Here is a 23,470-nt window from a genome sequence, read left to right on the forward strand (position 1 = left end):
CTGGTTCGGCTTCGGTCGCGGGTTGCGGGATGGCACCGGTTGCGTCTTGAGCCGACCGGTCCTGACTGAAGATGTGCCTGCCGTCATCAAGACGGCAGGCTGCGCCTTTGGCCCTATGACAGGGCCTGCAGGACGGCGTCGGTGATCTGATCGGTGGTCTGCGCGCCCGGCACGCAGCCGATGCCGTCGGCCGTGACGGATTCGACGGCGGCCATGATGCGGGCGGCGGCGTCCGGCTCGTTCAGATGATCGAGCATCATCGCCGCCGACCAGATCGCGGCGATCGGGTTGGCGATGCCCTGATCCATGATATCGGGGGCTGATCCGTGGACTGGTTCAAACATCGACGGTGCGCTGCGGTCCGGGTTGATGTTGGCGGAAGCCGCATAGCCGAGGCCGCCCTGAATCGCGGCACCAAGGTCGGTCAGGATGTCCCCGAACAGGTTGGACGCGACGATCACGTCCAGCGTGTCCGGCGCCATGACCATGCGGGCGCAGATCGCGTCGACGTGGTAGGACGTCACGGTTACATCCGGGTAATCCGCCGCGACCAGACGCGTGATGTCGTCCCAGAAGACCATCGAATGCGCCTGCGCATTGGATTTGGTGACCGAAGCCAGACGACCGGACCGCTTGCGCGCCTGCTCGAACCCGAACCGCAGGATGCGTTCGACCCCTGTGCGCGTGAAAACCGCAGTTTCGACGGCAACTTCATCCAGCGTGCCACGATGAACGCGGCCACCGGCGCCGGAATATTCGCCTTCGGTATTTTCGCGGATGCACAGGATATCGAAGGCGGATGTGCGCAATGGCCCCTCGACCCCCGGCAGCAGGCGGTGGGGGCGGATGTTGGCATACTGGACAAAGGACTTGCGGATCGGGATCAGCAGCCCGTGCAGTGAAACGTTGTCTGGCACCTTTGCGGGCCAGCCGACGGCCCCCAGCAGGATGGCATCAAAGCCGCGCAACGTCGCGATCCCGTCTTCGGGCATCATGCGGCCGGTGGACAGATAGTGATCGCAGGACCAGGGAAATTCCGTCGGCGCAAGCTGGCCGGGCAGGGCGGCCTGCGCCACGGACAGGGCGGCTTTGGTCACGGCAATGCCGATGCCGTCGCCGGGTATGACGGCGATGCGGTGGGTGGTCATGGGGGCCTCACAGATCGGAAAGGACGCGTCGATGCGTCGGTTGGCATGATGGGCGTTGCGCGCCCTATCCTTGCCGATCCCCGAGGATTTGTAACCCCCCGCTGGCAGAATGTGCTGCGCCGACCGCGCGTCCCCTGCCGTTCATCATAGCGATGACGACGGCAAGGTCAGACCGCGTCAGGCCGCGGGCGACAGGGCGGCGGCGGCGCTGGAGCGATCCATCCAGCGGCTCTGCTCATACCGCCGGCGCACGTGGCCTGACGCGTCGATCGTCACGAGTGTCAGCCAACCTTTCTCGAACAATGCCCGGACGTCAGGCTGGCGTGCAAGAACCTGACTGATCATCTCTTCCGGCGCTTCGACCGCGACGACCAGTCGGCTGGGGACATGGCGGGCCGTCGTGCCGTCATGCACGGACTGCCATGGCAACCCGGGCCGGAGCGCGCCGCCGTTGCCTTCCAGAACGCCGATCCCGCCGACCACGTTGTGCAGCAGTTTGTTGCCTGCGCCAAAGGTCTCGGGCGCAATGGCTGATCCGTGGTATTGCAGGGCGATCCAGCTGGCGACGACGACCGGGGCGCTGAGGATCAGTTCAAGCGTTGCCGCCCCGTCGTCCCTGCGCCAGTCGTAGTCGTGCAGGAAGATCCGGCCACCAAGGTCGCATCCCGACGTCCGGGACCGCGGGGCCGCGATGAAGCCCTGACATCCGGCCAGACCCCATTCGGGCCGCAGTTCCGACCAGTCCCGGCCGCGCCGCGCCAGCGCATCGGCGCGGCCTCTGGGCAGGGTCAGCGCACGCTCTGTCCGTGCCAGCGACCCGGCACGGGCCAAAGCCGTGCAAAGCGCATCGCGGTCGGCGCGGTGCGTCGGCGCGATCGCATCGTCAAAGACGTGGACGGTGTCCGACACAGTGTCGTGCAGGCCCGCCACGAAATGCGTGTCGGCGGGGATCGCGATGCCATCCTTGGCCAGTGCCTGCCGCACGTCAACATCGTTGAGCAGTGCCGCAAGAAGGCGCGCATTGACGTCCCCGGCGTGGCCGCCGCAGGCACCGCACTGCAGGGCGCTGGCGTGCGGGGCGTTGGTGACCGCAGATCCGTGGCCGCAGATCAACACCAGACGGGCAAAGCCATCAGTCAACGACATGGCACGCAGGATGCCGGCCGCGGCCTTGACCCGGTCATCCAGCCCAAGGTCGATCGCCGGCAGCGGCGTCTGCGCCGATTGTCCGGTCAACCCGAGGCTGTCGTGGATCAGCTTGCCGACGTAGAGCGGCCCTGCGGCTTCGACGAAGGCAAAGGCCGAGACAGCGGCGCGCTTGAAACGTCCCCAGGCGCGGATCGTCCGCAACCGGACACGGTCGGCCGTATCCGCGCCCGGCGTCCGGCTTTCCACCGTCGGGGACAGCAGAATCGGTGCCCGCATTTCGGTAATGTCAGACGCGTGGCCCTTGTGCCGCACGGCCAGCCCAAAGAAGCCGGCAAAGCCGATGGTCTGGATCTGCGGATCCTGCGCCTCCAGCGCGCGGCGGAAAACCTCTGACCGCACGTCGATGCAAAAGGCCGCCTGAACACTGGGCCGACCTGCGATCTTGCTGGCATCGGCGTCCGCCAACTGGTCTGCCAGACGCCGCTCTGCGCTTCTGTCGACGGCCTCTTGCAGGGCGGCATCCAGAACGGTCGCTGCATCGACCGTCACCTTGGCCGCAAACGCGGCCTGCCGGGCATCCCAGTCTGCGGCAAGCGGCGCGCCGCCGCGGTCCAGAATGGCAACCTCCCAGACCAATCTGACGGTCAACAGGTCGAAGAGCGTGCCGTCGTGCCCGCCGTCGCGCGCGGCGATCCAGCCGAAGTGGCGGGCATACTGCGCCCAACCCGAGAGGGTCGTCAGCAGGCGATGGAAATACAGTGGCGCCGCCGCAGGCGTGAGCCCGAGGTCAGCGCAGGCTTGTGAAAACGCCGTCTGCGCATCCGTCGGGGTCGCCGCGACGTCGCCCGGAAAACCGGCCAGCCCGGCCAGGCCGGGTGTCAGGTCACGACTGGCAAAGGCGCGCCAGGATGTCCAGGCGCTGCCGTCCGGCGCTGGCCAGAAGGCCTGTCCCCGGTCGAAATGCCCGGCGGCCCACAGCCCGAACCGTTCCTCGATCAGGGCAGGCCAGTTGATACCGGTCCGCGCCGCCGCAAAGTCAGCCACGCAGGGCAGGGGTGTGGCCGGTTCAACGCTTTCATCTGCGGCGTGGCGCAACGTCTTGGGATCGATCCCGAACGTTTCGGCCGCGGCGGTCAGATCCGCGGCCGAAACCTTGCCCGACCGGATCATGGCCGCGACGGTGTCACGCGGCAGGAACATGCGACCGCCCCCGACGCGCAGCAGACGCGCTGCGGCCACAGTGCGATCCTCGCGGGATTGGCCAAGCCACGGATTGACCGCCACGGTTGCGGCAAGGGGAAAGGCCGGCGGCACCTGATCAATCGCGGCCTGTGCCGCGGCAAAGAGTTCAAGGGTCTGGCCCGGCCAGCTCATGTGCGCATTCATGGGTTTGCATCCTGTTTGGGGGTCCAGCGACCGCTGAGGCGATCGACGACCGCGTTGATGTAAAGGCCGTTCATCAGGTGCACGCGCAACCCGGCCACGGCCGGGTGGCCGGCCCAAAGCGGGAACGTCGTCTGTGCCACGGCGGCGACGGCAAAACTTGCGAGCGCCATGACGATGATCGCCCAGATCAGCCCGTCGGGTTCGGGCGGCAGCGGCAGTGTCTGCACCGACAGCCATGTCGCACCGTCCTGCAAGGCAAAGTAGGATGCGGTTGCGGCAATCGACATGACGACCGTTCGCCAGGTCAATGCCCGCGGCGCCGCGTCAGCCAGTCCCTGTGCGATCAGATAGACGACGCCAAAGATAAGGATGGCACCGAGGGCGATGGCCTGTGGCGGCTTGGACAGCATCCCGAACACCAGACCGACACCGACGTAAAGGGCAAGCGCAAGGGCGAAGGACCGGGCCACCGCCCTGAACCCCGGCACTGCGACCGGCCCGGGCCGGCTGATACCGGCCACGTCACGCACTGCCCCGCCGGACGACAGGAAGGCATGCGCCTTGTAAAGCGAATGTGCCACGATATGCAGCAGGGCCAGCGGGAACAGCGCAAGGCCGCATTGCAGCACCATGAACCCCATCTGCGCACAGGTCGACCAGGCGAGGGCGGTCTTGACCGCCGGTTGCGTCAGCGACACTGCCGCCCCGACCAGGGCACTGAACCCGCCAACCAGCGCCAGCACCGCCAGCACACCCGGCGCCGCAATCAGCACGTCGGCAAAGCGGATCAGAAGAAACCCGCCCGCGTTCACGACGCCCGCATGAAGCAAGGCAGAGACAGGCGTCGGCGCTTCCATGACTTCCGTCAGCCAGCCGTGTGTGGGCACCAGTGCGGACTTGAAAATCGCGGCGACCGCAAGACACAGGGCGGCCAGCCACAATGACCCGCCAGCCGCGCCCGTCCGGGCGGCCGCGTTGATCGTGGCAATATCCGTGGTTTCAAAGCGGGCCACAAGAATGGCACAGGCGCACACCAGTGCGGCACTTGCCACAAGCCCGCTCAGGGCCTTCTTGCGGGCGGCGCGGCGGGCCCGCGGCCGGTCGGTATAGAACAAGAGCAAACGGTTCAGCGCCATGCCGGTCGCCACCCAGCCGACCGCGAGCTGGAGGATGTTGCCGGCAGTCACAAGCAGCAGCACGCAGGCAATGGTGGTTGCCATCCAGCCCATGAAGGCCGCGTGACGCGCCTCACCATCAAGGGCCACGCGCGAGAACCGCAGGACGATCCAGCCGACGAAGGCCACGGTCATCGCCATGGCGATGCTGACAATGTCGCCGCGTGCCGACAGGCCAATGGACATGGCGCCGATCAGCGGACTTGTCGCGGGGCCCGCCACGGCGAGATTCAGGGCCGCAAGGGACACCATTCCCAAGGCGGCAAGCGACGCCAGTTCGGGCGCACGCAGGGACCACGCGCCGCGGGCAGGGGGGTAACGCGCCATCAGCAGGGCGGCGATGGCCAATGCAAGCGGCGACACAAAAAGCAGTATTGTCATCGGAAACCTCACGGAAAATGATCTCTTCCGTACGTATCGCGTCCTCTTGACATATAAAAATACATTGTCTGAATGAAAACGTTCTGTTTTATAGAACGCCATGCGGCTCAACTATCATCATCTGCGCTACTTCGAAGAGGTGGCCCGCGAGGGGAACCTGACCCGCGCTGCGGAGCGGCTGAACCTGTCCCAGTCAGCCCTGTCCACCCAGATCCGGCAGCTGGAGGACAGGTTGGGCCACCCGCTGTTCACCCGCACCAACCGGACGATGGTTCTGACAGAGGCGGGCCATATCGCGCTGGACCACGCCACGCGGATCTTTGGCGTCGGTGACGATCTGATCGCCACGCTGACACGCAGCGGTGGCACCGTTGGCCCCTTGCGGGTGGGCGCACTGTCGACACTGTCGCGCAATTTCCAGCTTCGCTTTCTGCGGCCGGTTCTGGCGGACGACACGGCCGACCTTATTCTATCGTCGGGGAACAGCCAGACATTGCTGCGTGCCCTGGAGGATCTGGCGCTTGACGTCGTCCTGCTGACCGATCCGCCCGCCCGAGAGACGTTTCCCGACCTCGTGGCGCACCGTCTGGCAGAACAGCCCGTGGCGATCCACGGCAAGGCCCGGCGTCTGGCGCATCCGACCCTGAACGCCCTTCTGACTGCAGAGCCGGTGATCCTGCCGACCGAAAGCTCGATCCGGACGGGGTTCGACAGCCTTGTCGCCCGCCTCGGCGTCACGCCCCGGATCGCGGCGATCGTCGACGATATGGCGATGGTCCGGCTGCTTGCCCGCGATAACGTGGGACTGGCCATCACACCGGCGGTCGTGCTTGCCGATGAACTGGCACAGGGGCTGCTCTTGACGGCTCCGTTTCCCCTCGACATCGTCGAAAGCTTTTATGCCGTCACGGCCAGACGCACATTTCCGCATCCATTGGTAAGCGCCTTGCTTGCCGAGTGAAGCATTTGGACAAGAAGCAGTCCATCAGGTGCGGGATTGCTGGACAATATCCATAATACCATGTGCAAAACACCCGCAGGTTCAGCGTGCCGAGGTGGGTATCGAGCGTCCGGTCGCGGTGGCCGTTGCGCCACCTCGCCCTGCACCGGCAGCGCCGATGACATGACACCACGCCCTCGGACGCTAGCCCGGCGCTTCAAAAACCGGGCCTGACACGCACTGATCAGGGTCTGTCCCGCCTCTGCAACGTGATCTGCGGACAACGCGGAGATCAAAATTGGATGCCGGCAGGTGGTAGTTATTCAGCGCCGGTTGACACTGCGAGGGTAGCAGGGGAACCGCCGCAATGCTGAAATCAAAGCCAAAAGGAAGGACGGGGACACCCCATTGGGAGCTTATCTCAAAGCCGGTCTGCGGCCTGCAGGCTCGCGCGATGACACGCCTGAAAGGCGGGCGGGGGCTATAGAATACCTGTTCGAAAACGATCGAAACGGGTGTCTCTCCAGTGAGTTTAAAAACGCCTTGTCCTAACTCAAAGCATGGAAATCGCTGTCATAGAGCCTGATCCTCTTTTGACGGCCCGCGCCTTCAAGGTGTTGAAAATGCTTGCTGTCTGGCACCGCTGACGATGGTGTCAACGACAAGCATCGTGGATGTTTCTGCAACTTCGGGCAGGTTCTGAACGGTCGTGGTGATGAAATGACGCAGGGCGTCAATGTCCGGGAACCACGCTTTGAGGATGTAATCGGCGTTTCCCGTGACCATGAAGCATTCCACAACCTCCTGACTTTTGCCGATCGTTTCCCGAAAGGCGCTATGACCATCCGGCTTATGTTTGGCCAGTCTGACAGAAATCATCACGCAAATGGTCATGCCGCGCGCTTTGGGGTTGATGTCGGCGTGATAGCCCCGGATCAAGCCTTCCTGCTCCAGTCGCTTGACGCGGCGGGCACAGGGTGTGGGCGACAGTCCCACGCGCTCGGACAGCTCGTGATTTGAAAGCCGCCCTTGCAGCGCAAGCTCTGCCAGAATGTGTTGATCTATGCTGTCCAAGTCTAACATTGGTGATTTCCCCTCTGCATGCGTCAATGAATAGTGGATAGCGCCAAAGTGATCAATTAGCGTGGTGCAAAACGCCGAGATTCGCTTTGACCGGATGTGCTAGTGCTCAGCGCGAAGCAATCGGGAGGCCCAGACATTGGAAACCGCAGCCATACGCGTCGAAGATCGCGACACGCCGGATCGTGCAGCGTTTGCAGATTGGCTGTCGTCCACCAACGATATTACACGCGCCTTTCTGGCCGCCGGTCAAATCCCCGGCCTGATCAATGTCGCGGGTGGCTTGCCGGATCCGGCGACTTATCCCGCGGACGCCATTGCGGATATCGCGGCAAAGGCGATCCGCGATTATCCCGCGGAAACGCTGGGCTATGGTCCGATCGAGGGCCTGCCGGACCTGCGCACGATCATTGCAGAGCGCTATTCCACAGCGAAGATGACGCTGTCGAACAGGAATGTGTTGATCACGACCAGCGGGATGCAGGGGTTGGATCTGATCGGCAAGGTCCTGTTGAACAAGGGCGACGTGGTGGCCGGACAATTCCCGACCTATCTGGGCGCACTGGATGCCTGGCGGCCGCGGCAGGCAACGTTTCGAAATATGGATCTGACGTCTGCTGACTGCGATCCGCCTGCCGCGATGCAAGACGCGAAATTCGCCTATACCGTACCGAATTATTCCAATCCCACCGGACGGCTGGTGGGGGCGGACATGCGACGGCGCATGCTGGCGGCGGCCAGGCTGACCGGGGCGTGGCTGATTGAGGACGACCCGTATGGCAGCCTGAATTATGACGGACCGCAGATACCCAGTATTCTGGAAATGGCCATGCAGGGCGGCACGACGGGACCCGTGGTTTACATGGGTACGATGTCGAAACTGATCTCACCGGGGCTGCGCGTGGGCTGGGTCATCGCAGCACCCGAGATGATCGAAGCGCTGACACTGGCCAAGCAAGGGTCTGATCTGTGTACCAGCGGGATCACGCAGCGCATCGCCTGCGACATTTTGCAATCCGGTATGATCGAAGCACGCCAGCCCGTTGTCGCGACGCATTATCGCAACCGCCGCGATGCGCTGTGTGCTGCGATGTCGGACCATCTGTCGGACTGGTTCGACTGGGAAGTGCCTGCGGGAGGGATGTTCGTCTGGGCGACAGCGCGCGATCCGCGCATCGACACCGACCGGTTGTTCAGCATTGGGCTGGCGGAAATGGTCTGTTTTGCACCGGGAAGTGTGTTTGATGCCCACGGGGCTGACCGCCGCAGTATGCGGCTCAATTTCACACTGAACGCCGAGGATAAACTGGTTGAGGCTGTCCGCAGAATAGCGCTGACCGTTGAACGATTTTTGAAAGAGGCCATCTGAAAATGAGCGTCACAATCAACTCTTGCGCCGCAAGCCTGACACGCGCCGAGATCGAGGCCTGGAACGACATTCCAGTCAGCATCGCCGTCGATCTGGAGCCGTCCCGCCAGATCGACTACGCGATCCGTCCGCGGACGACGGGTTCTGCACCCTTGCGTCTGATGGGGCGGGCCATGACTGTGGCGGTCACGCCGCCAGATTTCGGCGCGGTTGTCCATGCGCTGGATCATGTTCGATCTGGCGATGTCGTCGTCATCGCGGCAGGTGGTGACACCGATTTTGCGGTGATCGGTGACATCCTTGGTGGCCATCTGCGCAATGTCGGTTGCGCTGGTCTGGTGGTGGATGGGGCGGTGCGCGACATCGAAACGCTGGGACGTTGGACTGATTTTCCGGTTTTTTCCCGCGCCATCAACCCGCGCGGACCCAAGGGCGCTGCGGACGGCGAGATTAATGGCACGATCACGGTCGGGTCCTGTGTCGTGTCACCGGGCGATCTGATCATCGGGGACCGGGACGGGGTCGTGGCCCTGTCTCCTGATATGGTGCGCAACCGGATCGGCGACGCGCGGGCCAAGTTGCGGACCGAAAGCGGCTGGATCGACGATCTGAAATCCGGGAAAACCGCCGTTTCGGTGTTCGGGTTGTGATGGCATGGCAGGAGGGCCCGTCATGACTGGCACAGTGCATCTGAAGGTTATCGAACAGCGGCTTTTGTGGCTGTCGCACTGGATGATCCATCATGCAAACCATCTGCGACCCAAGGCCGACGGCATAAAGGTTGGCGGGCATCAGGCATCGTCGGCGTCGATGGTATCGATCATGACGGCGCTCTATTTCAGTGCCTTGCGCCCCGCTGACCGCGTCGCCGTCAAACCGCACGCCAGTCCGATTTTTCATGCCATCCAATACCTGATGGGTCATCAGACCCGCGAGAAGATGGAGAGTTTTCGCGGGTACGGCGGTGTGCAAAGCTATCCAAGCCGGACCAAGGATATCGACGATGTCGATTTTTCAACGGGGTCGGTGGGCTTGGGTGTGGCGATCACATCATTCGCGTCACTGGTCCAAGACTATATTGCAGCCAAAAGTTGGGGTGCGGATATTCCTGTTGGCCGGATGGTCGCACTGGTGGGCGACGCAGAGCTGGACGAAGGCAATATCTACGAAGCACTCCAGGAAGGCTGGAAGAACGATCTGCGCAACACCTGGTGGATCATCGACTATAACCGCCAGTCGCTGGACGGGATCGTGCGCGAGGGGCTGTTCGCCCGCATCGAGAAGATCTTTGATGCCTTTGGCTGGGATGTCGTCCGGGTCAAATACGGCGCGCTGCAGCAGGCCGCCTTCCGGGAACCGGGCGGCGACAGGCTGCGTGACTGGATCGATGCCTGCCCCAACCAGCAATATGCCGCGCTGACCTTCATGGGGGGTGCAGTCTGGCGCAAACGGTTGATGGAAGATCTGGGCGATCAGGGCGATGTGACACGATTGATCGATTCCCGCAGCGACGCCGCATTGGCCGCGCTGATGGAAAACCTTGGCGGCAACTGCGTCGAGACGATGGCGCAGACCTTTGCCGCCATCGACCACAACCGCCCGACCTGCTTTCTGGCCTATACGATCAAGGGGTGGGGCACGCCGATTGCCGGCCACAAGGACAACCACGGCGGCCTGATGAACAAGACCCAGTTTGCGGCGTGGCAAGCCCACATGGGCGTCGCGGACGGTGCCGAATGGGATCCCATGGCGACGGTCGGCGATCCAGAGGCTCTGATGGCCTTTTTGAAAACGGTGCCGTTCTTTGCTGAAGGCCCGCGATTGTTTCGCGAAGACAAGCTGCCCGTGCCTGCAATCGACGTCGACCCCAGTCCGGCGGTCTCGACCCAGACGGCGTTTGGCAAGATCCTCGATGATCTGTCGAAAGGCGACAGTCCCTTGGCTGAACGGATCGTGACCACATCGCCGGATGTGACCGGCACCACCAGTCTGGGGGCATGGGTCAACCGCCGCAAGCTGTTCGCCCGGACGGCGCAGGCCGACGCGTTCATCGATCACCGCATTCCGTCGACAGCCAAATGGGAATTCTCGCCACAGGGGCAGCATATCGAGCTTGGCATTGCCGAAATGAACCTGATGCTCCTCTTGGGGGCGGCGGGTCTGTCGCATGCGCTGTGGGGCAAACGGCTGATCCCGATCGGCACGGTTTACGACCCCTTCGTGGTGCGTGGCCTCGATGCCTTGAATTACGCGTGCTATCAGGACGCCCGTTTCATTCTGGTGGGCACACCGTCAGGCGTTACGCTGGCGCCAGAAGGTGGCGCTCACCAGTCCATCGGCACGCCACTGATCGGCATGGCGCAGGATGGCCTTGCCGCGTTCGAGCCTGCCTTTGCCGATGAACTGGCGGTGATCCTGCAATGGGCGTTCGATTACGTGCAGCGTGACGGCGGTGGCGACCCGGATGAGCGCACGTGGCTGCGCGATGAAACCGGTGGGTCTGTCTATCTGCGTCTGACAACCAATCCGATCGAACAACCCGGCAAACGTGTTGACGATGCCTTTCGTCAGGGCACGATCGACGGTGCGTATTGGCTCCGCAAACCCGGTCCTAACCCCGATCTGATCATCGCCTATCAGGGCAGCATCGCGCCAGAGGCCATCAAGGCCGCAGGACGCATCGGACAGGACCGTCGCGATGTAGGCGTTCTTGCGGTGACGTCGGCCGACCGGTTGAACGCGGGCTGGACAGCGGCGAAGCGCGCGCGCCAACGCGGATCAGCACAAGCGTGGTCCCATGTGGAACGCCTGCTGGCCCCGATTGGGCGCGATTGCACGATTGTAACGGTGATCGACGGCCACCCGCTGACACTCGGTTGGCTGGGGGCGGTGCTGGGACATCGGACTGTTCCGCTTGGCGTGGAACATTTTGGCCAGACCGGGACCATTCAGGACCTTTATCGCCATTTTTCGATTGACGCAGACGCGATTGTGGACGCCGCTCATGAGTTTACGACTGGCCGCCCGATCCGGATTGCGCCCGAGCAGGGGTAGGGAATCATCCTGTCGTCAATCGCCGCGTCGCTTTTTCCACATCGACCCTAACCACACTGCCATTGAAAGGTGATATGCCATGAAACTCCAACGTCTCTTCATAACAGCTCTATGCGCCGCCTTGCCGGTGTTGACTTTGACCACACCGGCCATGGCGCAGGAACCCGGGCTGTGGCAGGTCTATAACGACACGTTCAAGTCCGCGAAATATGTCGACCTGACGCATACGATCACACCGGACATTCCGGTCTGGGCCGGGTTTGGCAACGCCACCTTCAGCCCCGCAGAATCCGGTGCCGACATGGAAGGCTACGCCACCAAGGGTGAAGTATTTACCTACGAAAAACATGGCTTTGAGGCGACGCAATACCTTTTGCGGACGGATCAACTGGGCACGCAGCTTGACCCTCCGGCACATTGGGCACCGGAATATCCGGGCATCGACGAACTGCCTGCCACCTATACCCTGCGCCCGCTGGTCGTCATCAACATCGAGGATCAGGTAAAGGAAGACTTCGGCTATGCCCTGCAGGTGTCCGACATCGAAGCCTTCGAGGCCAAATATGGCCGCATCCCGGAAGGCTCTGTCGTGTTTGTGCGGTCGGGATGGTCAAAGACATGGCCTGACCCGGCTTTGGCAACAACGGCGCCCTTTCCGGGCGTCGGTCTGGATGCGTTGAAATTCCTGCACGAGCAGCGCAAGATCCTTTTCCATGGTCATGAGCCGCTGGACACGGACGCCACGCCAACGCTGGAAGGCGAATATTGGCTCATGCACAACGGCTATGCACAGGCAGAGGGTGTTGCGAACCTCGATCAGGTGCCGCCGGTCGGCGCGCTGGTGGCCATTGGATTTCCAAAATTCGGCGGCGGTCTGGGTGGCTACGCCCGCTATATCGCGATCTGCCCGCCGGACTGGGAATATGGCGTGAGCGTTGGAGAACTGGCCGAGGCACCGCTTGCCAAATCGGACATGCCACTGCAGTTCGACGCCGAACGCGGGATGCGGGTCCGCAAGTAATGATAAAAGGTCCGCTTGCCATACTGGGACATCGGCAGGCGGACCGGCTTTCGTCCCGCAGGATGGTTGAATTTCGACGGCGGCGGGACTGGTTGTCCTGCGAGAGCTGTTCAACCTGGGCATGCCTGCACTGACCATGATCTTGCGGGCTGACGAAGACATGATGACCGAAGCTCAGGCCATCGAATTCGTTGCTGACCGCGCCGACTGTGCGCACGCTCGCTGGTGCGATGCAGTTGCGCATCGTTACCGCCGAAATCCGGCGCAGGCTGCCGGCAAATCACTTTCCGCAGGCCATGTCTCACCCGTCCAGGCCACGAAGTGATCGGGGCGCACAAGGATCAATCGGGCGTCATATGGCGTAGGGCCGTCGAGCGCGACAATCTTCAATGGCACATCGGATTTTCGCGGCGCCTGTTCCGCCGCGTGCACGTCGCGTGGGTCTGCGCTGCAGACCAGCAAGGTAAAGTCTGGCCCAAGGTGGTCGAACACCTGCGTGCCGTCCGAAAGCACCGCGGGGGCCAGATGGTATCCCGCCCGGGCGTGAAATTGGTGATCACCAAGCGCACTGGGCTGTCCAGGACTGTCGGGGACGATGGGCGAGCCGGCATAGTTCGGCGCGAAACGCGCGACCTCGGCTGCGTCGGCGTTGCGGGTGGACCATGCCGCCTCAAAGGCTGCACGATCCTTTTCGGGATCGTGGGTCTGCAGGAATCGGTTATCGTCATCGATGAACTTTTCGATGAAGTCCCCCGCTGTCGACTCGAAAACAGGGCGGCGTTCGGCGTCGTAACTGTCCAACAGATCCGCGCCGCCCCATCCGTTCAGACAGGCGGCCAGCTTCCAGCCCAGATTGCGCGCATCTTCGAATCCGGTGTTGATACCGTAGCCGCCATAAGGCGGGTGACTGTGCGCCGCGTCGCCAGCGACGAAAACGCGACCGGCGCGGTAGTGTTCGGCGATCGACACCCGCAGGTCCCAGAACCCGACGTAGTCGATGTCCAGATCGAAAGGCTGACCCACGACCTCGTGCAGCATTGTGGTAAAGTCGCTGTCCTTGGTTGTGCCCTCGGGCACCGGCGCGTGAAAGAACCAGCTGCCCACGTCGACGCGTCCGAAAAAGCGCCAGTATCCCTTTAGCTCCGGGTGCAGCACGTTGTAGAACGCTTTGCCAGGATACCGCTTGAGCAGCTCGTGCAGTTCCATGGACCGGAAGACCAGCAGCACCATCATCTGGTCGTGGTCGGACCGTCGCTGCGGAATGCCACCCGTTTCGCGGACGGCTGATTTGGCACCGTCGCACCCCACGACGTATTTGGCCGTCAGCACCTCTTGCGCGGTGCCTTTGTGCTCTGCCGCGTCGACGGTGACGTGATCGCCGTGATCCGTGACGGAGGAGACGGTCCAGCCATACCGGATATCGACGCCCTCGACCTCGGCCGCGCGGGCGCGCAGGACACCTTCGGTTTCGTACTGGGGCAGGCGTTCGTTCGTTGTCAGATAGTAGTCATTCACGCTGGCGCGATTCAGCCAGTCATATGAATAATCAGAGAGCAGGGTGCGATACAGCGTCAGGCCGCCGATCCCCATGTCGGCGGGTATCGTGCGCGCGGCCCGCAGTGCGGGTTCGCAGCCCCAGAAGTGGAAGTGTTCAGTCGTGCGCTGCGTCAGGTTCTGACCTTTCGGCACAGGCTGTGGTGAGGCATGACGTTCGATGACCAGCACCCGCACGCCCCGCTGCCCCAGTTCAATCGCCAGCCCCATGCCGACCGGTCCGCCACCCGAGATGATGACGTCGTAGTTCTGTTTTTCTGCCATCGTTCAGATCATTTCCTGTTCGGTGTAGATGTGTTTGGTTTGCAGGACGTCATAGAGGCCCTTCAGCCCGTGCAGCCGCCCGAGCCCGGACTGACCGAAGCCGCCGGTTTCCGCCTCGGCCGACAGGCGCATGTGGCTGTTGATCCAGACGGTCCCGGCGCGGACCGCGCGGCTGACCCGCAGCGCGCGGCGGCGACGCAGATCTGCCCGGCCATCGTCAGGGCGCCGGGGGTCAGTTCACGCATGGCGCAGTCGCGGTCCGCGTCGGCAAAGATCAGGCAAGGGGCCTTGCCGCCCGGTTCCAGCCCGACCCGCTTCAGCGTCGGCCAAGGGGCCGTCGATCACCCAGGTCCCGCCGATGTCGTGAGAGGCCGTCAAGGTCACAGTTTCAGGCCCAGCAGTTTCACCGCGTTGTCCTGATAGATCTTCTGCCGGGTCGCGTCCGACATCTCCATCCGGTCAAGGATGTTGATCGTGTCGCGGATGTACATCGGCCCGCCTTCGGGGTCGAACGGCGCGTCCGAGGCGAACATCACACGGTCCTCGCCGAAGAATTCGACCGCGTGCGCGATGGCCTTCTCTGATCCGAAGGACGCGGTGTCCGCATGGAATGCCTTGAAGTATTCCAGATGCGGTTTTTTCAGCGCTTTTCGCACGGCGGCAAGGTCGCGGTCGGTCGTGCGGGCGCCCATCTGGTCCCAGCCGGCGCCGACGCGGCCTTCGAAGAAGGGGATCATGCCGCCGGCGTGGTGGGTGATGACCTGCAGGTCCGGGTGCCGGTCGAAGAGGCCCGAAAAGACCATGCGCGCCATTGCGGCCGACGTCTCGTAGGGCCAGCCGAAGGTCCACCAGATTTCGTATTCGGACTGGTCCTCGGTCAAATAGTCGGGAAAGTTCGCGCCCCGCGCCGGGTGCATCCAGATCGCCTTGCCGGTGCTCGCCATATATTCAAAGAATGGCGCGAACTCCGGCAGATCGAGCGGCTTGCCACAGACGTTGGTAAAGATCTGCATGCCGCAGGCGCCCAGATCCTCGATATTGCGGCGGGCGTCTTCGACCATTGCATCCGGGTTGTTCAGGACGGCAGTGCCGATGAAACCGGGAAAGCGGTCGGGGTATTTCTGGCAGAGTTCCGCCATGCTGTCGGACCCGACACGGGCCAAATCAAGGGATTTCGCGGGGTCTGCGTATTTCTCGAACGGCGGCGAGGCCAGCGACAGGATCTGGCAGTAATCCTCGCCGAACATATCCATCACCTCGAACCGGCGGTCGAGGTTCGTCATCATCGGCACAGCCTCTGACCGGCGGGTGATGTCGGTGGTTTCGCCGACATGCGCGATCAGTGCGTCGTGGAAAGGCTTCGGCCAGATGTGGTTGAAGATGTCGATCTTTTTCATGGGGTGGTTCCTTCTTGGAAATTTCGGGTCACAGGGCGTCAACCGCGACGCCGCTGCCGCGCATGGTGGCCAACCGGTGGCTTAACTTCACGCTCGCGTCCCAGACGGCGCCCGACACCGTGGCAAGCTTGTTGTCGTCCAGCAGGTCGCGGTCGATGGTCATGCAGAGCACGGCAATCGGGGCCTGGCTGTCGTCGAAGACGGGGGCCGCGACGCCGATCACGCCCGACGTCACCTCACCCCGGGCGATCAGCGCACCGTCGCGGCGCATCCGCCGCAGGGTCTCGGCGATCCCGTCGACCGTGTCGCCAAGACCGATATCGCGCAGGGCGGCCAGGTTTTCGGAGATTTTCGCCAGCATCTGGCGGCGCGGCAGGTGTGCCAGGATCGCACGGGAAATTGCACCCCGCGCCAGCGGCATGGGCCGCCCGCGGGGATAGCTGGACTTGGGATCGGGAGTGGAGACTTCGGAGGCGACGCACAGCAACTTGTTACCGTACCAGCGCACCAGCAATGCGGTGCAGGGTACGATCTGGGCCAGTTCGCGCAGGATCGCCTCGCCCTCGCGCAGAAGCCCGTCGGACTTGCGCATCAGGAAGTCCAGTTCCACCACCCGCGGTCCCAGCGTCAGGCCGTGCGGCCCGTTCTGCGACAGGAAGCCTGAATCCTTCAACGCCTTGATGTAGCGGTAAAGCGTCGGGCGACTGTAGCCGAGGACGGCCATCATCTCGTCCGGGGTCCATTCCAGCTTCTCCTCGGAGAAGAGCTCCAGGATGCCCAGAATACGGGCCGCGCTGCCAACGCCGGTATTCATGCGGGCACCGCCATTCTGCGGGTCTTGCGAATCTCGACCGCCATGACGGCAAGGCCGCCAAGGACGCCGATGATGTCGGAATAGACCGCGCCGTCGAACATGCCGGCAGGCATCAGCGCCAGCAGGCCGAAGACCGCAAAGAGGCCGCGCGACAGCGGCGACAGCGCCCGACTGAAGTAGCCCGCGATCGCGGCCGAGACGAGCCAGACGCCGATGACCGCCGTAAATATCGCGATGGCGATGTCCATCGGCGCGCCGATCATGATGAGCGTCGGCGAGAACACGAAGAGCACTGGGATCACGTAGGCCGACCATCCGAACCGCATCGCCGCCCAGCCCGTCGCCATGGGCGACGCCTTGGCAATCGCGGCGGCGGCAAAGGCGGCCAATGCGATGGGCGGCGTGATCATCGACATCATGCCGAAGTAAAGGACGTAAAGGTGCGCTGCAATCGGCTCGATCCCGACCTTGATGAGGGCGGGCGCGACGAGGGCGGCCAACAACACATAGACGCCCAGCGTCGGCAGGCCCATGCCGAGGATGATGCAGACGATGGCCGACAGCGCCAGCAGCAGGGGCGCATTGCCGCCGCCGACCTGCACCAGCGCATAGGTCAGATTGAACGACAGACCGGTCACGTTCAGCACCGCGATGACGATGCCAGAGGCGGCAGAAATCAACAGGATCTCAACGACGCCGTGGCCCGTCTGCGCAAGGGCCGACAGGATGACGCGCCAGCCGGGCCGCACGCCCCGGTAGCCGATCAGCATGGATGTCGCGATCAGGACCAATGCAGCCCAAAGGGCGGCGCGTTCCGGTTGGTATCCCTGCCAGAACAGCAGATAGATCAGGACCCCAAAGGCCAAGGCAAAGTGCGCGCCCAAGGCCACGAGGCGACCGTCGGGGATGTCTTCCTTGGGGATCGCCTTGATCCCCAGCTTTGCCGCTTCAAGGTCCGCCTGAATGAACAGGGCGACGTAATACAGCAGCGCCGGGACAAGGGCCGCCAGCACGATCGACCCGTAGGGTACCGCCAGGAATTCGGCCATCAGAAAGGCAGAGGCACCCATGACCGGCGGCATCAGCTGCCCGCCCGTGGACGCGACGGCCTCGATCGCGGCGGCCTTGTGAGCGGGGTAGCCGTCCCGCTTGATCATCGGGATCGTCACGACCCCGGTGCCCACGACGTTTGCGACCGCCGACCCGCTGATCGACCCGAACAGGCCCGACGCCAGCACGGCGATCTTCATCGAACCGCCGCGATACCGGCCCATGCCGATCATCGCCGCGTCCGTGAAAAAGGCGGACCCGCCGGTAATGTTCAGCAGCACGCCGAACAGGATGAAGGCCACGACGACCGTGGACGCCACCGCCATTGGCAGGCCCAGGATGCCATTCGCATCGACCGCCATGTAGCCGGTCAGCATCTGCCAGTCCTGTGGCCGCCCCTGCAGGCGCCCCGGCACGATATCGCCGAACAGGGCGTAAAGGATGAAGACCGCGATGATGATGATCAGCGCCCAGCCGGTGGCGCGGCGCAATGCCTCCAGCGTGGTCAGGATGATGACAAGCCCGGGCAGCCAGATCGCGACTGGCTTGGCAAAAATCATCAGGACAAGTGTCGGGTAATTGACGGCGACGTAGGCGTAGGCTGCAAAGGCGGCCATGGCCAGTATCAGGTCATGATACGGCACCCGGACCCGCAGCGCCCCTTTGGTCGCGGGCAGGGTCAGGTAGGACAACGGCAGCACCAGCGCCAGCATCGCCGCAAAGTATTGTTCGGGATAAAGTCCCAACCCAAGATAGCGGTTGAACGAAAAGGCCCATCCGACGGCGATCAGGGTCATCAGGATCGCCAGCGTATCGGACAGGGGGCGCCAGATCCGGGGCGAAAGCCCGGATCCGGTGTCTTCGGGTTGGGACGTGGTTGCCATGGTTCAGCAGCTCACTTCAGGCCGGCTTCGGCAAAGAACTTCAACGCACCGGGGTGATATTCCGCGTTGCCCGGATCGCCCATGATGTCGGCGGGATTGAAGGCCGCCATCGGTGCAAAGGTTTCTGTCATCACGGCGGCCTGCTCATAGATCGCCTTGGCCATCTGGTAGACGACCTCGTCCGGGACGTCGGCGTTGGTGAACACAACCTGCGGGAACGCGATATAGGTGGTGTCTTCCAGCACGCCGGGTGCGGCACCTGCCGCCACTTTGACAAACGACGCGGTGGGCCAGAATTCCCGCGCCGCGGCCAGATTGGCGTCGGACGGATCGTCGATCCCCAGCGCGCGCAGGCCGCCTACGGACGCATCCGCCTCGCGCACCTTGCCGGCGCCGTTGGCAAAGATGAAACCCGCGACGTCGCCGGCCATGAAGGCATCGGCCCCCGCCACGACGGAGGCGACCGACACCTGTTCCACGTCGTCGCGGGTCAGACCCGCCGTGGCATAGATCGCGGACAGCTGCGGCAGGATCGTGTTCTGCGCGGTGTAGCCGTCAGTCATGCGTTGCCCCTTCAGGTCCGCGACCGACATGATGTCGCTGTCGGCGCGCACGAAGATCGCCTCGATCAGCGGTTGCAGGGTGGCGACGATCCGCAGGTTCGGGTTCTGAACGCCGTTCCACCATTCGGCCCCGCTGATCGCGTAGTCGACCTCTTGCAGGTTCGACACGCCGAATTCGATGCCGCCCGAATTGACGAAGGGGATGTACTGGTTCGGGCTGGTCGCGGGCTGGATCGTGGTGTTCAGCCCTTCTGCATTGGCCGCATTGGCGACCGCCGTGCCGATGTTGTGGAACAGCGATCCGGGGTTGCTGGTGGCGATGCCGACGTTCTGGGCGCTGGCCGCCGTGGCCAGCAGTGCGGTCGCGAAAGTCGCCGAAGCGATGTAGTGACGCATGTTTACTTCCTCCCTGAAGCCGTCACTCCCCTCCCGAGAGTGACAAATATCTCATTAAATGAGATTCGGGATTAATTTGGCCTTGATGGCACCGCATGACAAGCACAATCTAGCGGCACGCATACGGATGCGGAGGAGGACCACCATGACATCACCGGCAAGCCCGGATCCCCGGACAGGGGCAGAGGCGCTTTTGATCGGGTTGAAATCCAGCGGCGTGGACTACATGTTCGCGAACGCCGGCACGGACTTTCCCCCGGTAATCGAGGCGCTGGCGACCCTGCCGCCCTCAGCCGTCCCGGTGCCGGTCACCGCCCCGCATGAGACGGCGGCAGTGGCGATGGCACATGGCTTCTACCTTGTCACCGGGCGGCCGCAGTCGGTGATGGTGCACGTGAACGTGGGCCTTGCGAATGCGGTGATGGGCGTCCTGAACGCCGCGTCCGACAACGTGCCGCTTGTCATGATGTCCGGACGCACGCCGCTGACCGAGGTCGGGCGTGCAGGGGGGCGCGTCTCTCCGATCCAGTACGGGCAGGAAATGTTCGACCAGACCGCGCTGGTGCGCGAAGCGGTCAAGTTTGACTACGAAATGCGCTATCCCGAACAGGGCGGCCCGCTGGCGGCGCGTGCAGTATCCATCGCGATGTCCGAACCGCGCGGTCCCGTCTACCTGAGCCTGCCACGCGAACCGTTGACCGCGCAGATCGGCGCGCGAGTCGGCGATTCATCGGCACGGCCCGCCGCCGTGGTCGCCAGCCCCGATGCCGGGGCGGTGGCAGAGGCCGCGCGGCTTCTGGACGGGGCAGAGCGGCCTCTTGTCATCTGCCAGCGCGGCGATACGGACGGCCGACTTGCTGCGGCGTTGTCCGCTCTGGGCATGCGGCACGGGATTGGCACTGTCGAGCCCTTCGTCGTGCGCAATCTGATGGCATCCGACGATCCGGCGGCGCTTGGGTATGCGCCGGGGCTGTCGCAGGACGCGGACGTCATCCTCGTCGTCGATTCCGGCGTGCCGTGGATCGCGGCGCTGCATGCGCCCGGCCCGGACGCGAAGGTGATCCACATCGGGACGGACCCGCAGTTCACCCGCATGCCGATACGCGGCTATCCCGCCGCACTCTCTATCACGGGCGATCCGGCTGCCACCATGTCCGCCATCGCGGATGCGATGAGCACGTCTGACGATGCGCGTTCAAAACGTCAGACCGATCTGACAGACCGCAGCCGGACACGCCGTGCAGCGATGGACCGCACGGTCGACACCGCCCGCGCCGCCGACCCGATGGGGGCCGAGTGGCTGAGCCGGTGCCTGTCTGACGTCATGGACGACGATGCCGTGATTTTCAGCGAACTGGGCCTCGTGCCCGGCGCGATGCAGCTCAAGGGGCCGAACCGGCTGTTCTCCAATCCTCATTCCGGCGGCCTTGGCTGGGCCTTCGGGGCGGCGCTGGGGGCGCAACTTGCGCGCCCCGGGAAGCTGACGATCGCGGCGATGGGGGACGGGTCCTACATCTTTGCCAACCCGGTCGCGTGCCATCAGATCGCCGAGGCGCTGGCTTTGCCGGTCCTTGTCATCGTCAAGAACAATGGCATGTGGAACGCGGTACGACGTTCGGTTGTGGGTGGCTATCCAGAAGGTGCTGCGGTCAAGGCCAACATCATGCCGTTGACGTCGCTATCGCCCGTGCCCGACTTTGTGCAGATCGCGCGCGCAAGCCGGGCGCATGCAGAGCGGGTGACACTGGCCGAAGACCTGCCGGCCGCATTGGCACGCGCCCTGTCGGCGATCCGCGAGGAGGGTCGGGCCGCCTTGCTGGATGTGCAGGTCGCCGTGTCGGAGGCCCACTGAATGACGATGTCGCCCGACGTCTGGCTGCATCTGGCGCTTTGCGTCGGCGCGCTGGTCATCGGCGGTGTCTTGAAGGGGGCGACCGGGGCAGGGGCACCGATTGTGGCCGTGCCGGTGATTTCGCTGTTCTACGGCGTCCAGACGGCCATCGTGGCGATGATGGTGTCGAACCTGCTGTCGAATGTGGTGCAGGGCTGGCGCTATCGCGCGGACGTGCCGACCGGACCTTTTGCTTGGGTCTTTGCCGGCGGCGGTCTGGCCGGAGCGGCACTGGGCACGGTGATGCTGGCACGTGTGTCACCACAGATCCTGCTGAACACGATGGCGGTGATGATCGTTGCCTACATCCTGTTCCGCCTGCTGCGCCCGGACTGGGCTTTGTCGCGGAGGGCTGCGGGGCGGCTTGCCTTGCCGGTTGGTGCGATTGGCGGGCTGTTGCAGGGGGCGACGGGGATCAGCGCGCCGGTCTCGATCAGCTTCGTCAACGCCTTGCGCATGTCGCGCGCCGCCTTCATCGCGACCATTTCACTGTTCTTTAGCGCGATGACGCTGGCGCAGATCCCGTTTCTGGTGGGGTACGGCATCCTGACATGGCACGGGCTGGTCATCAGCACCGGCGCGTTCCTTGTCATCCTGGCCGCGATGCCGTTGGGAGAGGCGTTGGCCCTGCGGCTGTCGGCGGCTGTCTTTGACCGGCTGATCCTCGTCCTGTTGGCCGTCATCGCGCTGAACATCTTTCTTTGAGCCCGATGCTGACGTCAGGCACCTCCCAGTCCAGACCTGTCAGCTGCTAGAGGCTAGCACGACGCCCGTCGTCTGCCCACGCGCCGCCCCGACAAACTTTTCTGGTCAGTATGTCTGAGCGGTGGCGCCACTGTGGGGTGTCGTTTGCGGGAGCGTGTGGATTCCTACGCTAAACCGACTGCGGCCGTTCGAGCGAGGGGCGGCGAAGAGCTTAATTGACGTGATGCGGCATGGTTTACCAATGTCCGCTTTGAGAATCTAAAAGAATGTGATCAGGGCACTAGAGTGCCCCCACTGAAGTGGTCCACCTTTTGGGATAGAATTATCCCGTTTTCATGAGGACGACGAGATGGGTGGCAAGCGAGAGAAGCCCGAGGATATCGTGCTGAAGCTGCGACAAGTTGAAGTGCTGCAAGGGCAAGGCAAATCGGTTCAGGAGGCCGTGCGGCAGATCGGTGTCACGGTTCAGACCTACTATCGGTGGCGCAAGGAGTATGGCGGCATGAGCCGGGATCAGCTCAAGCGGCTGAAAGAGCTGGAGGCCGAGAATAGCAGACTCAGACGTGCTGTCTCGGATCTGACGTTGGATAAGATGATCCTGGCCGAGGCTGCACGGGGAAACTACTGAGCCCTTCTCGCCGCAGGCAGTGCATTGATCATGTGCGGCAAACCCTCAGTGTATCGGAGCGCCGGGTTTGCCGCACATTGGGTCAGCATCGCTCGACGTAAGCCGCAAGGTGCCCTGTGGTCTGCCGGACGAAGCCCGGCTGACCGAGGACATCACCGCGTTGGCCGAAGAGTTTGGCCGCTATGGATATCGCATGGTCGTCATTGTTGCGCCATTGGTCCGAGCGACAATGACGACGGGACTGCTGAACAACAGTGGCTGGCATGTGAACCATAAAAGGGTCGACCGGATCTGGCGGCAGGAAGGGCGTGAGGCGTCCCACAAAAGCAGCCCAAGAAAGGTCGGATTTGGCTGAATGATGGCTCCTGCGTCCGGCTCCGACCCGAGCGTCCGAACCATGTCTGGTCCTATGACTTTGTCCAGGACCGGACCCACGACGGGCGAGTCTTCCGCACGCTCAACATCATCGAAGAGTTCACGAAGGAGGCGCTGGTGATCCGGGTCAAACGCAGGCTCAATTCAACGGATGTGGTCGACGCCTTGACTGATCTGTTCATGCCTCACGCGGTCCGCCGGAATACATAAGGTCGGACAACGTCCTAGCTCGGGAACAAAACGCTG

Annotated in this window: 17 protein-coding genes and 2 pseudogenes; 8 read left to right on the forward strand and 11 right to left on the reverse strand. The window is 63.4% G+C overall.

All coding sequences use genetic code 11. From position 1 onward, the window contains the following. Window positions 1-113: 113 nt before the first annotated feature. The 3 genes from GLR48_RS24030 to GLR48_RS24040 all read right to left on the reverse strand — a co-directional run bounded on the left by GLR48_RS24030 (window position 114) and on the right by GLR48_RS24040 (window position 5,239). Window positions 114-1,148, reverse strand: a complete 1,035-nt coding sequence (locus GLR48_RS24030; RefSeq protein WP_237066572.1) for a tartrate dehydrogenase — start codon at window positions 1,146-1,148, stop codon at window positions 114-116. A gap of 177 nt (window positions 1,149-1,325) precedes the next feature. Next, the gene (locus tag GLR48_RS24035; RefSeq protein WP_237066574.1) at window positions 1,326-3,683 is read right to left on the reverse strand and encodes a YbcC family protein; all 2,358 of its coding nucleotides are present in this window, start codon (window positions 3,681-3,683) and stop codon (window positions 1,326-1,328) included. Further along, window positions 3,680-5,239, reverse strand: coding sequence for a proton-conducting transporter transmembrane domain-containing protein (locus GLR48_RS24040; RefSeq protein WP_237066576.1), 1,560 nt, complete (start codon window positions 5,237-5,239; stop codon window positions 3,680-3,682). Before GLR48_RS24040 ends, GLR48_RS24035 begins: the two co-directional genes overlap by 4 nt. Before the next feature lie 100 nt (window positions 5,240-5,339). On the opposite strand from GLR48_RS24040, the gene GLR48_RS24045 reads away from it, so the two are divergent. Then, complete coding sequence (locus GLR48_RS24045) at window positions 5,340-6,200, forward strand: LysR family transcriptional regulator (RefSeq protein ID WP_237066578.1); 861 nt, start codon at window positions 5,340-5,342, stop codon at window positions 6,198-6,200. Between the two features lie 588 nt (window positions 6,201-6,788). Here GLR48_RS24045 and GLR48_RS24050 read toward each other — a convergent pair. Further along, window positions 6,789-7,262 carry an Lrp/AsnC family transcriptional regulator gene (locus tag GLR48_RS24050; protein ID WP_237066580.1) on the reverse strand — a complete coding sequence of 158 codons (474 nt, stop codon included), beginning with the start codon at window positions 7,260-7,262 and terminating at the stop codon, window positions 6,789-6,791. 136 nt (window positions 7,263-7,398) lie between these two features. Between GLR48_RS24050 and GLR48_RS24055 the strand changes: the two genes are divergently transcribed. The 4 genes from GLR48_RS24055 to GLR48_RS24070 all read left to right on the forward strand — a co-directional run bounded on the left by GLR48_RS24055 (window position 7,399) and on the right by GLR48_RS24070 (window position 12,703). Then, window positions 7,399-8,628 carry an aminotransferase-like domain-containing protein gene (locus GLR48_RS24055; protein ID WP_237066582.1) on the forward strand — a complete coding sequence of 410 codons (1,230 nt, stop codon included), beginning with the start codon at window positions 7,399-7,401 and terminating at the stop codon, window positions 8,626-8,628. A gap of 2 nt (window positions 8,629-8,630) precedes the next feature. After that, window positions 8,631-9,278, forward strand: a complete 648-nt coding sequence (locus tag GLR48_RS24060) for an RraA family protein (protein ID WP_237066584.1) — start codon at window positions 8,631-8,633, stop codon at window positions 9,276-9,278. Window positions 9,279-9,300: 22 nt separating this feature from the next. Beyond that, window positions 9,301-11,682: a transketolase-like TK C-terminal-containing protein gene (locus GLR48_RS24065; RefSeq protein WP_237066586.1), complete on the forward strand. Its 2,382-nt coding sequence runs from the start codon at window positions 9,301-9,303 to the stop codon at window positions 11,680-11,682. Between the two features lie 79 nt (window positions 11,683-11,761). After that, window positions 11,762-12,703, forward strand: a complete 942-nt coding sequence (locus tag GLR48_RS24070) for a cyclase family protein (protein WP_237066588.1) — start codon at window positions 11,762-11,764, stop codon at window positions 12,701-12,703. Window positions 12,704-12,949: 246 nt separating this feature from the next. On the opposite strand, the gene GLR48_RS24075 is transcribed toward GLR48_RS24070, so the two are convergent. The 7 genes and pseudogenes from GLR48_RS24075 to GLR48_RS24100 all read right to left on the reverse strand — a co-directional run bounded on the left by GLR48_RS24075 (window position 12,950) and on the right by GLR48_RS24100 (window position 19,625). Then, window positions 12,950-14,521: an FAD-dependent monooxygenase gene (locus GLR48_RS24075; RefSeq protein ID WP_237066590.1), complete on the reverse strand. Its 1,572-nt coding sequence runs from the start codon at window positions 14,519-14,521 to the stop codon at window positions 12,950-12,952. A 3-nt stretch (window positions 14,522-14,524) separates the two neighbouring features. Continuing rightward, window positions 14,525-14,653 carry a hypothetical protein gene (locus GLR48_RS24080; RefSeq protein ID WP_237066592.1) on the reverse strand — a complete coding sequence of 43 codons (129 nt, stop codon included), beginning with the start codon at window positions 14,651-14,653 and terminating at the stop codon, window positions 14,525-14,527. Between the two features lie 107 nt (window positions 14,654-14,760). Beyond that, window positions 14,761-14,841: pseudogene (locus tag GLR48_RS26175) on the reverse strand (hypothetical protein); the annotation flags it as partial. A 60-nt stretch (window positions 14,842-14,901) separates the two neighbouring features. Continuing rightward, on the reverse strand, window positions 14,902-15,918 hold the full coding sequence (locus tag GLR48_RS24085; RefSeq protein ID WP_237066595.1) for an amidohydrolase family protein: 1,017 nt from the start codon (window positions 15,916-15,918) through the stop codon (window positions 14,902-14,904). A 28-nt stretch (window positions 15,919-15,946) separates the two neighbouring features. Beyond that, a complete protein-coding gene (locus tag GLR48_RS24090; protein ID WP_237066597.1) occupies window positions 15,947-16,732 on the reverse strand; it encodes an IclR family transcriptional regulator in 786 nt (261 codons plus the stop codon). Beyond that, the gene (locus tag GLR48_RS24095) at window positions 16,729-18,666 is read right to left on the reverse strand and encodes a TRAP transporter permease (RefSeq protein WP_237066599.1); all 1,938 of its coding nucleotides are present in this window, start codon (window positions 18,664-18,666) and stop codon (window positions 16,729-16,731) included. Before GLR48_RS24095 ends, GLR48_RS24090 begins: the two co-directional genes overlap by 4 nt. An 11-nt stretch (window positions 18,667-18,677) precedes the next feature. Further along, window positions 18,678-19,625: a TAXI family TRAP transporter solute-binding subunit gene (locus GLR48_RS24100; protein WP_237066601.1), complete on the reverse strand. Its 948-nt coding sequence runs from the start codon at window positions 19,623-19,625 to the stop codon at window positions 18,678-18,680. 145 nt (window positions 19,626-19,770) lie between these two features. Here GLR48_RS24100 and GLR48_RS24105 point away from each other — a divergent pair, with 145 nt between their 5' ends. From GLR48_RS24105 to GLR48_RS24115, 3 genes and pseudogenes are all read left to right on the forward strand, one after another. Beyond that, window positions 19,771-21,477, forward strand: a complete 1,707-nt coding sequence (locus tag GLR48_RS24105; protein ID WP_237066603.1) for a thiamine pyrophosphate-requiring protein — start codon at window positions 19,771-19,773, stop codon at window positions 21,475-21,477. Then, a complete protein-coding gene (locus tag GLR48_RS24110; protein WP_237066605.1) occupies window positions 21,478-22,221 on the forward strand; it encodes a sulfite exporter TauE/SafE family protein in 744 nt (247 codons plus the stop codon). It abuts the gene before it with no gap. A 349-nt stretch (window positions 22,222-22,570) separates the two neighbouring features. Continuing rightward, window positions 22,571-23,445, forward strand: a pseudogene (locus GLR48_RS24115) (IS3 family transposase); the annotation flags it as partial. Window positions 23,446-23,470: the final 25 nt, after the last annotated feature.

Origin of the sequence: Loktanella sp. M215, assembly GCF_021735925.1 — a bacterium.
Lineage (GTDB): Bacteria > Pseudomonadota > Alphaproteobacteria > Rhodobacterales > Rhodobacteraceae > Loktanella.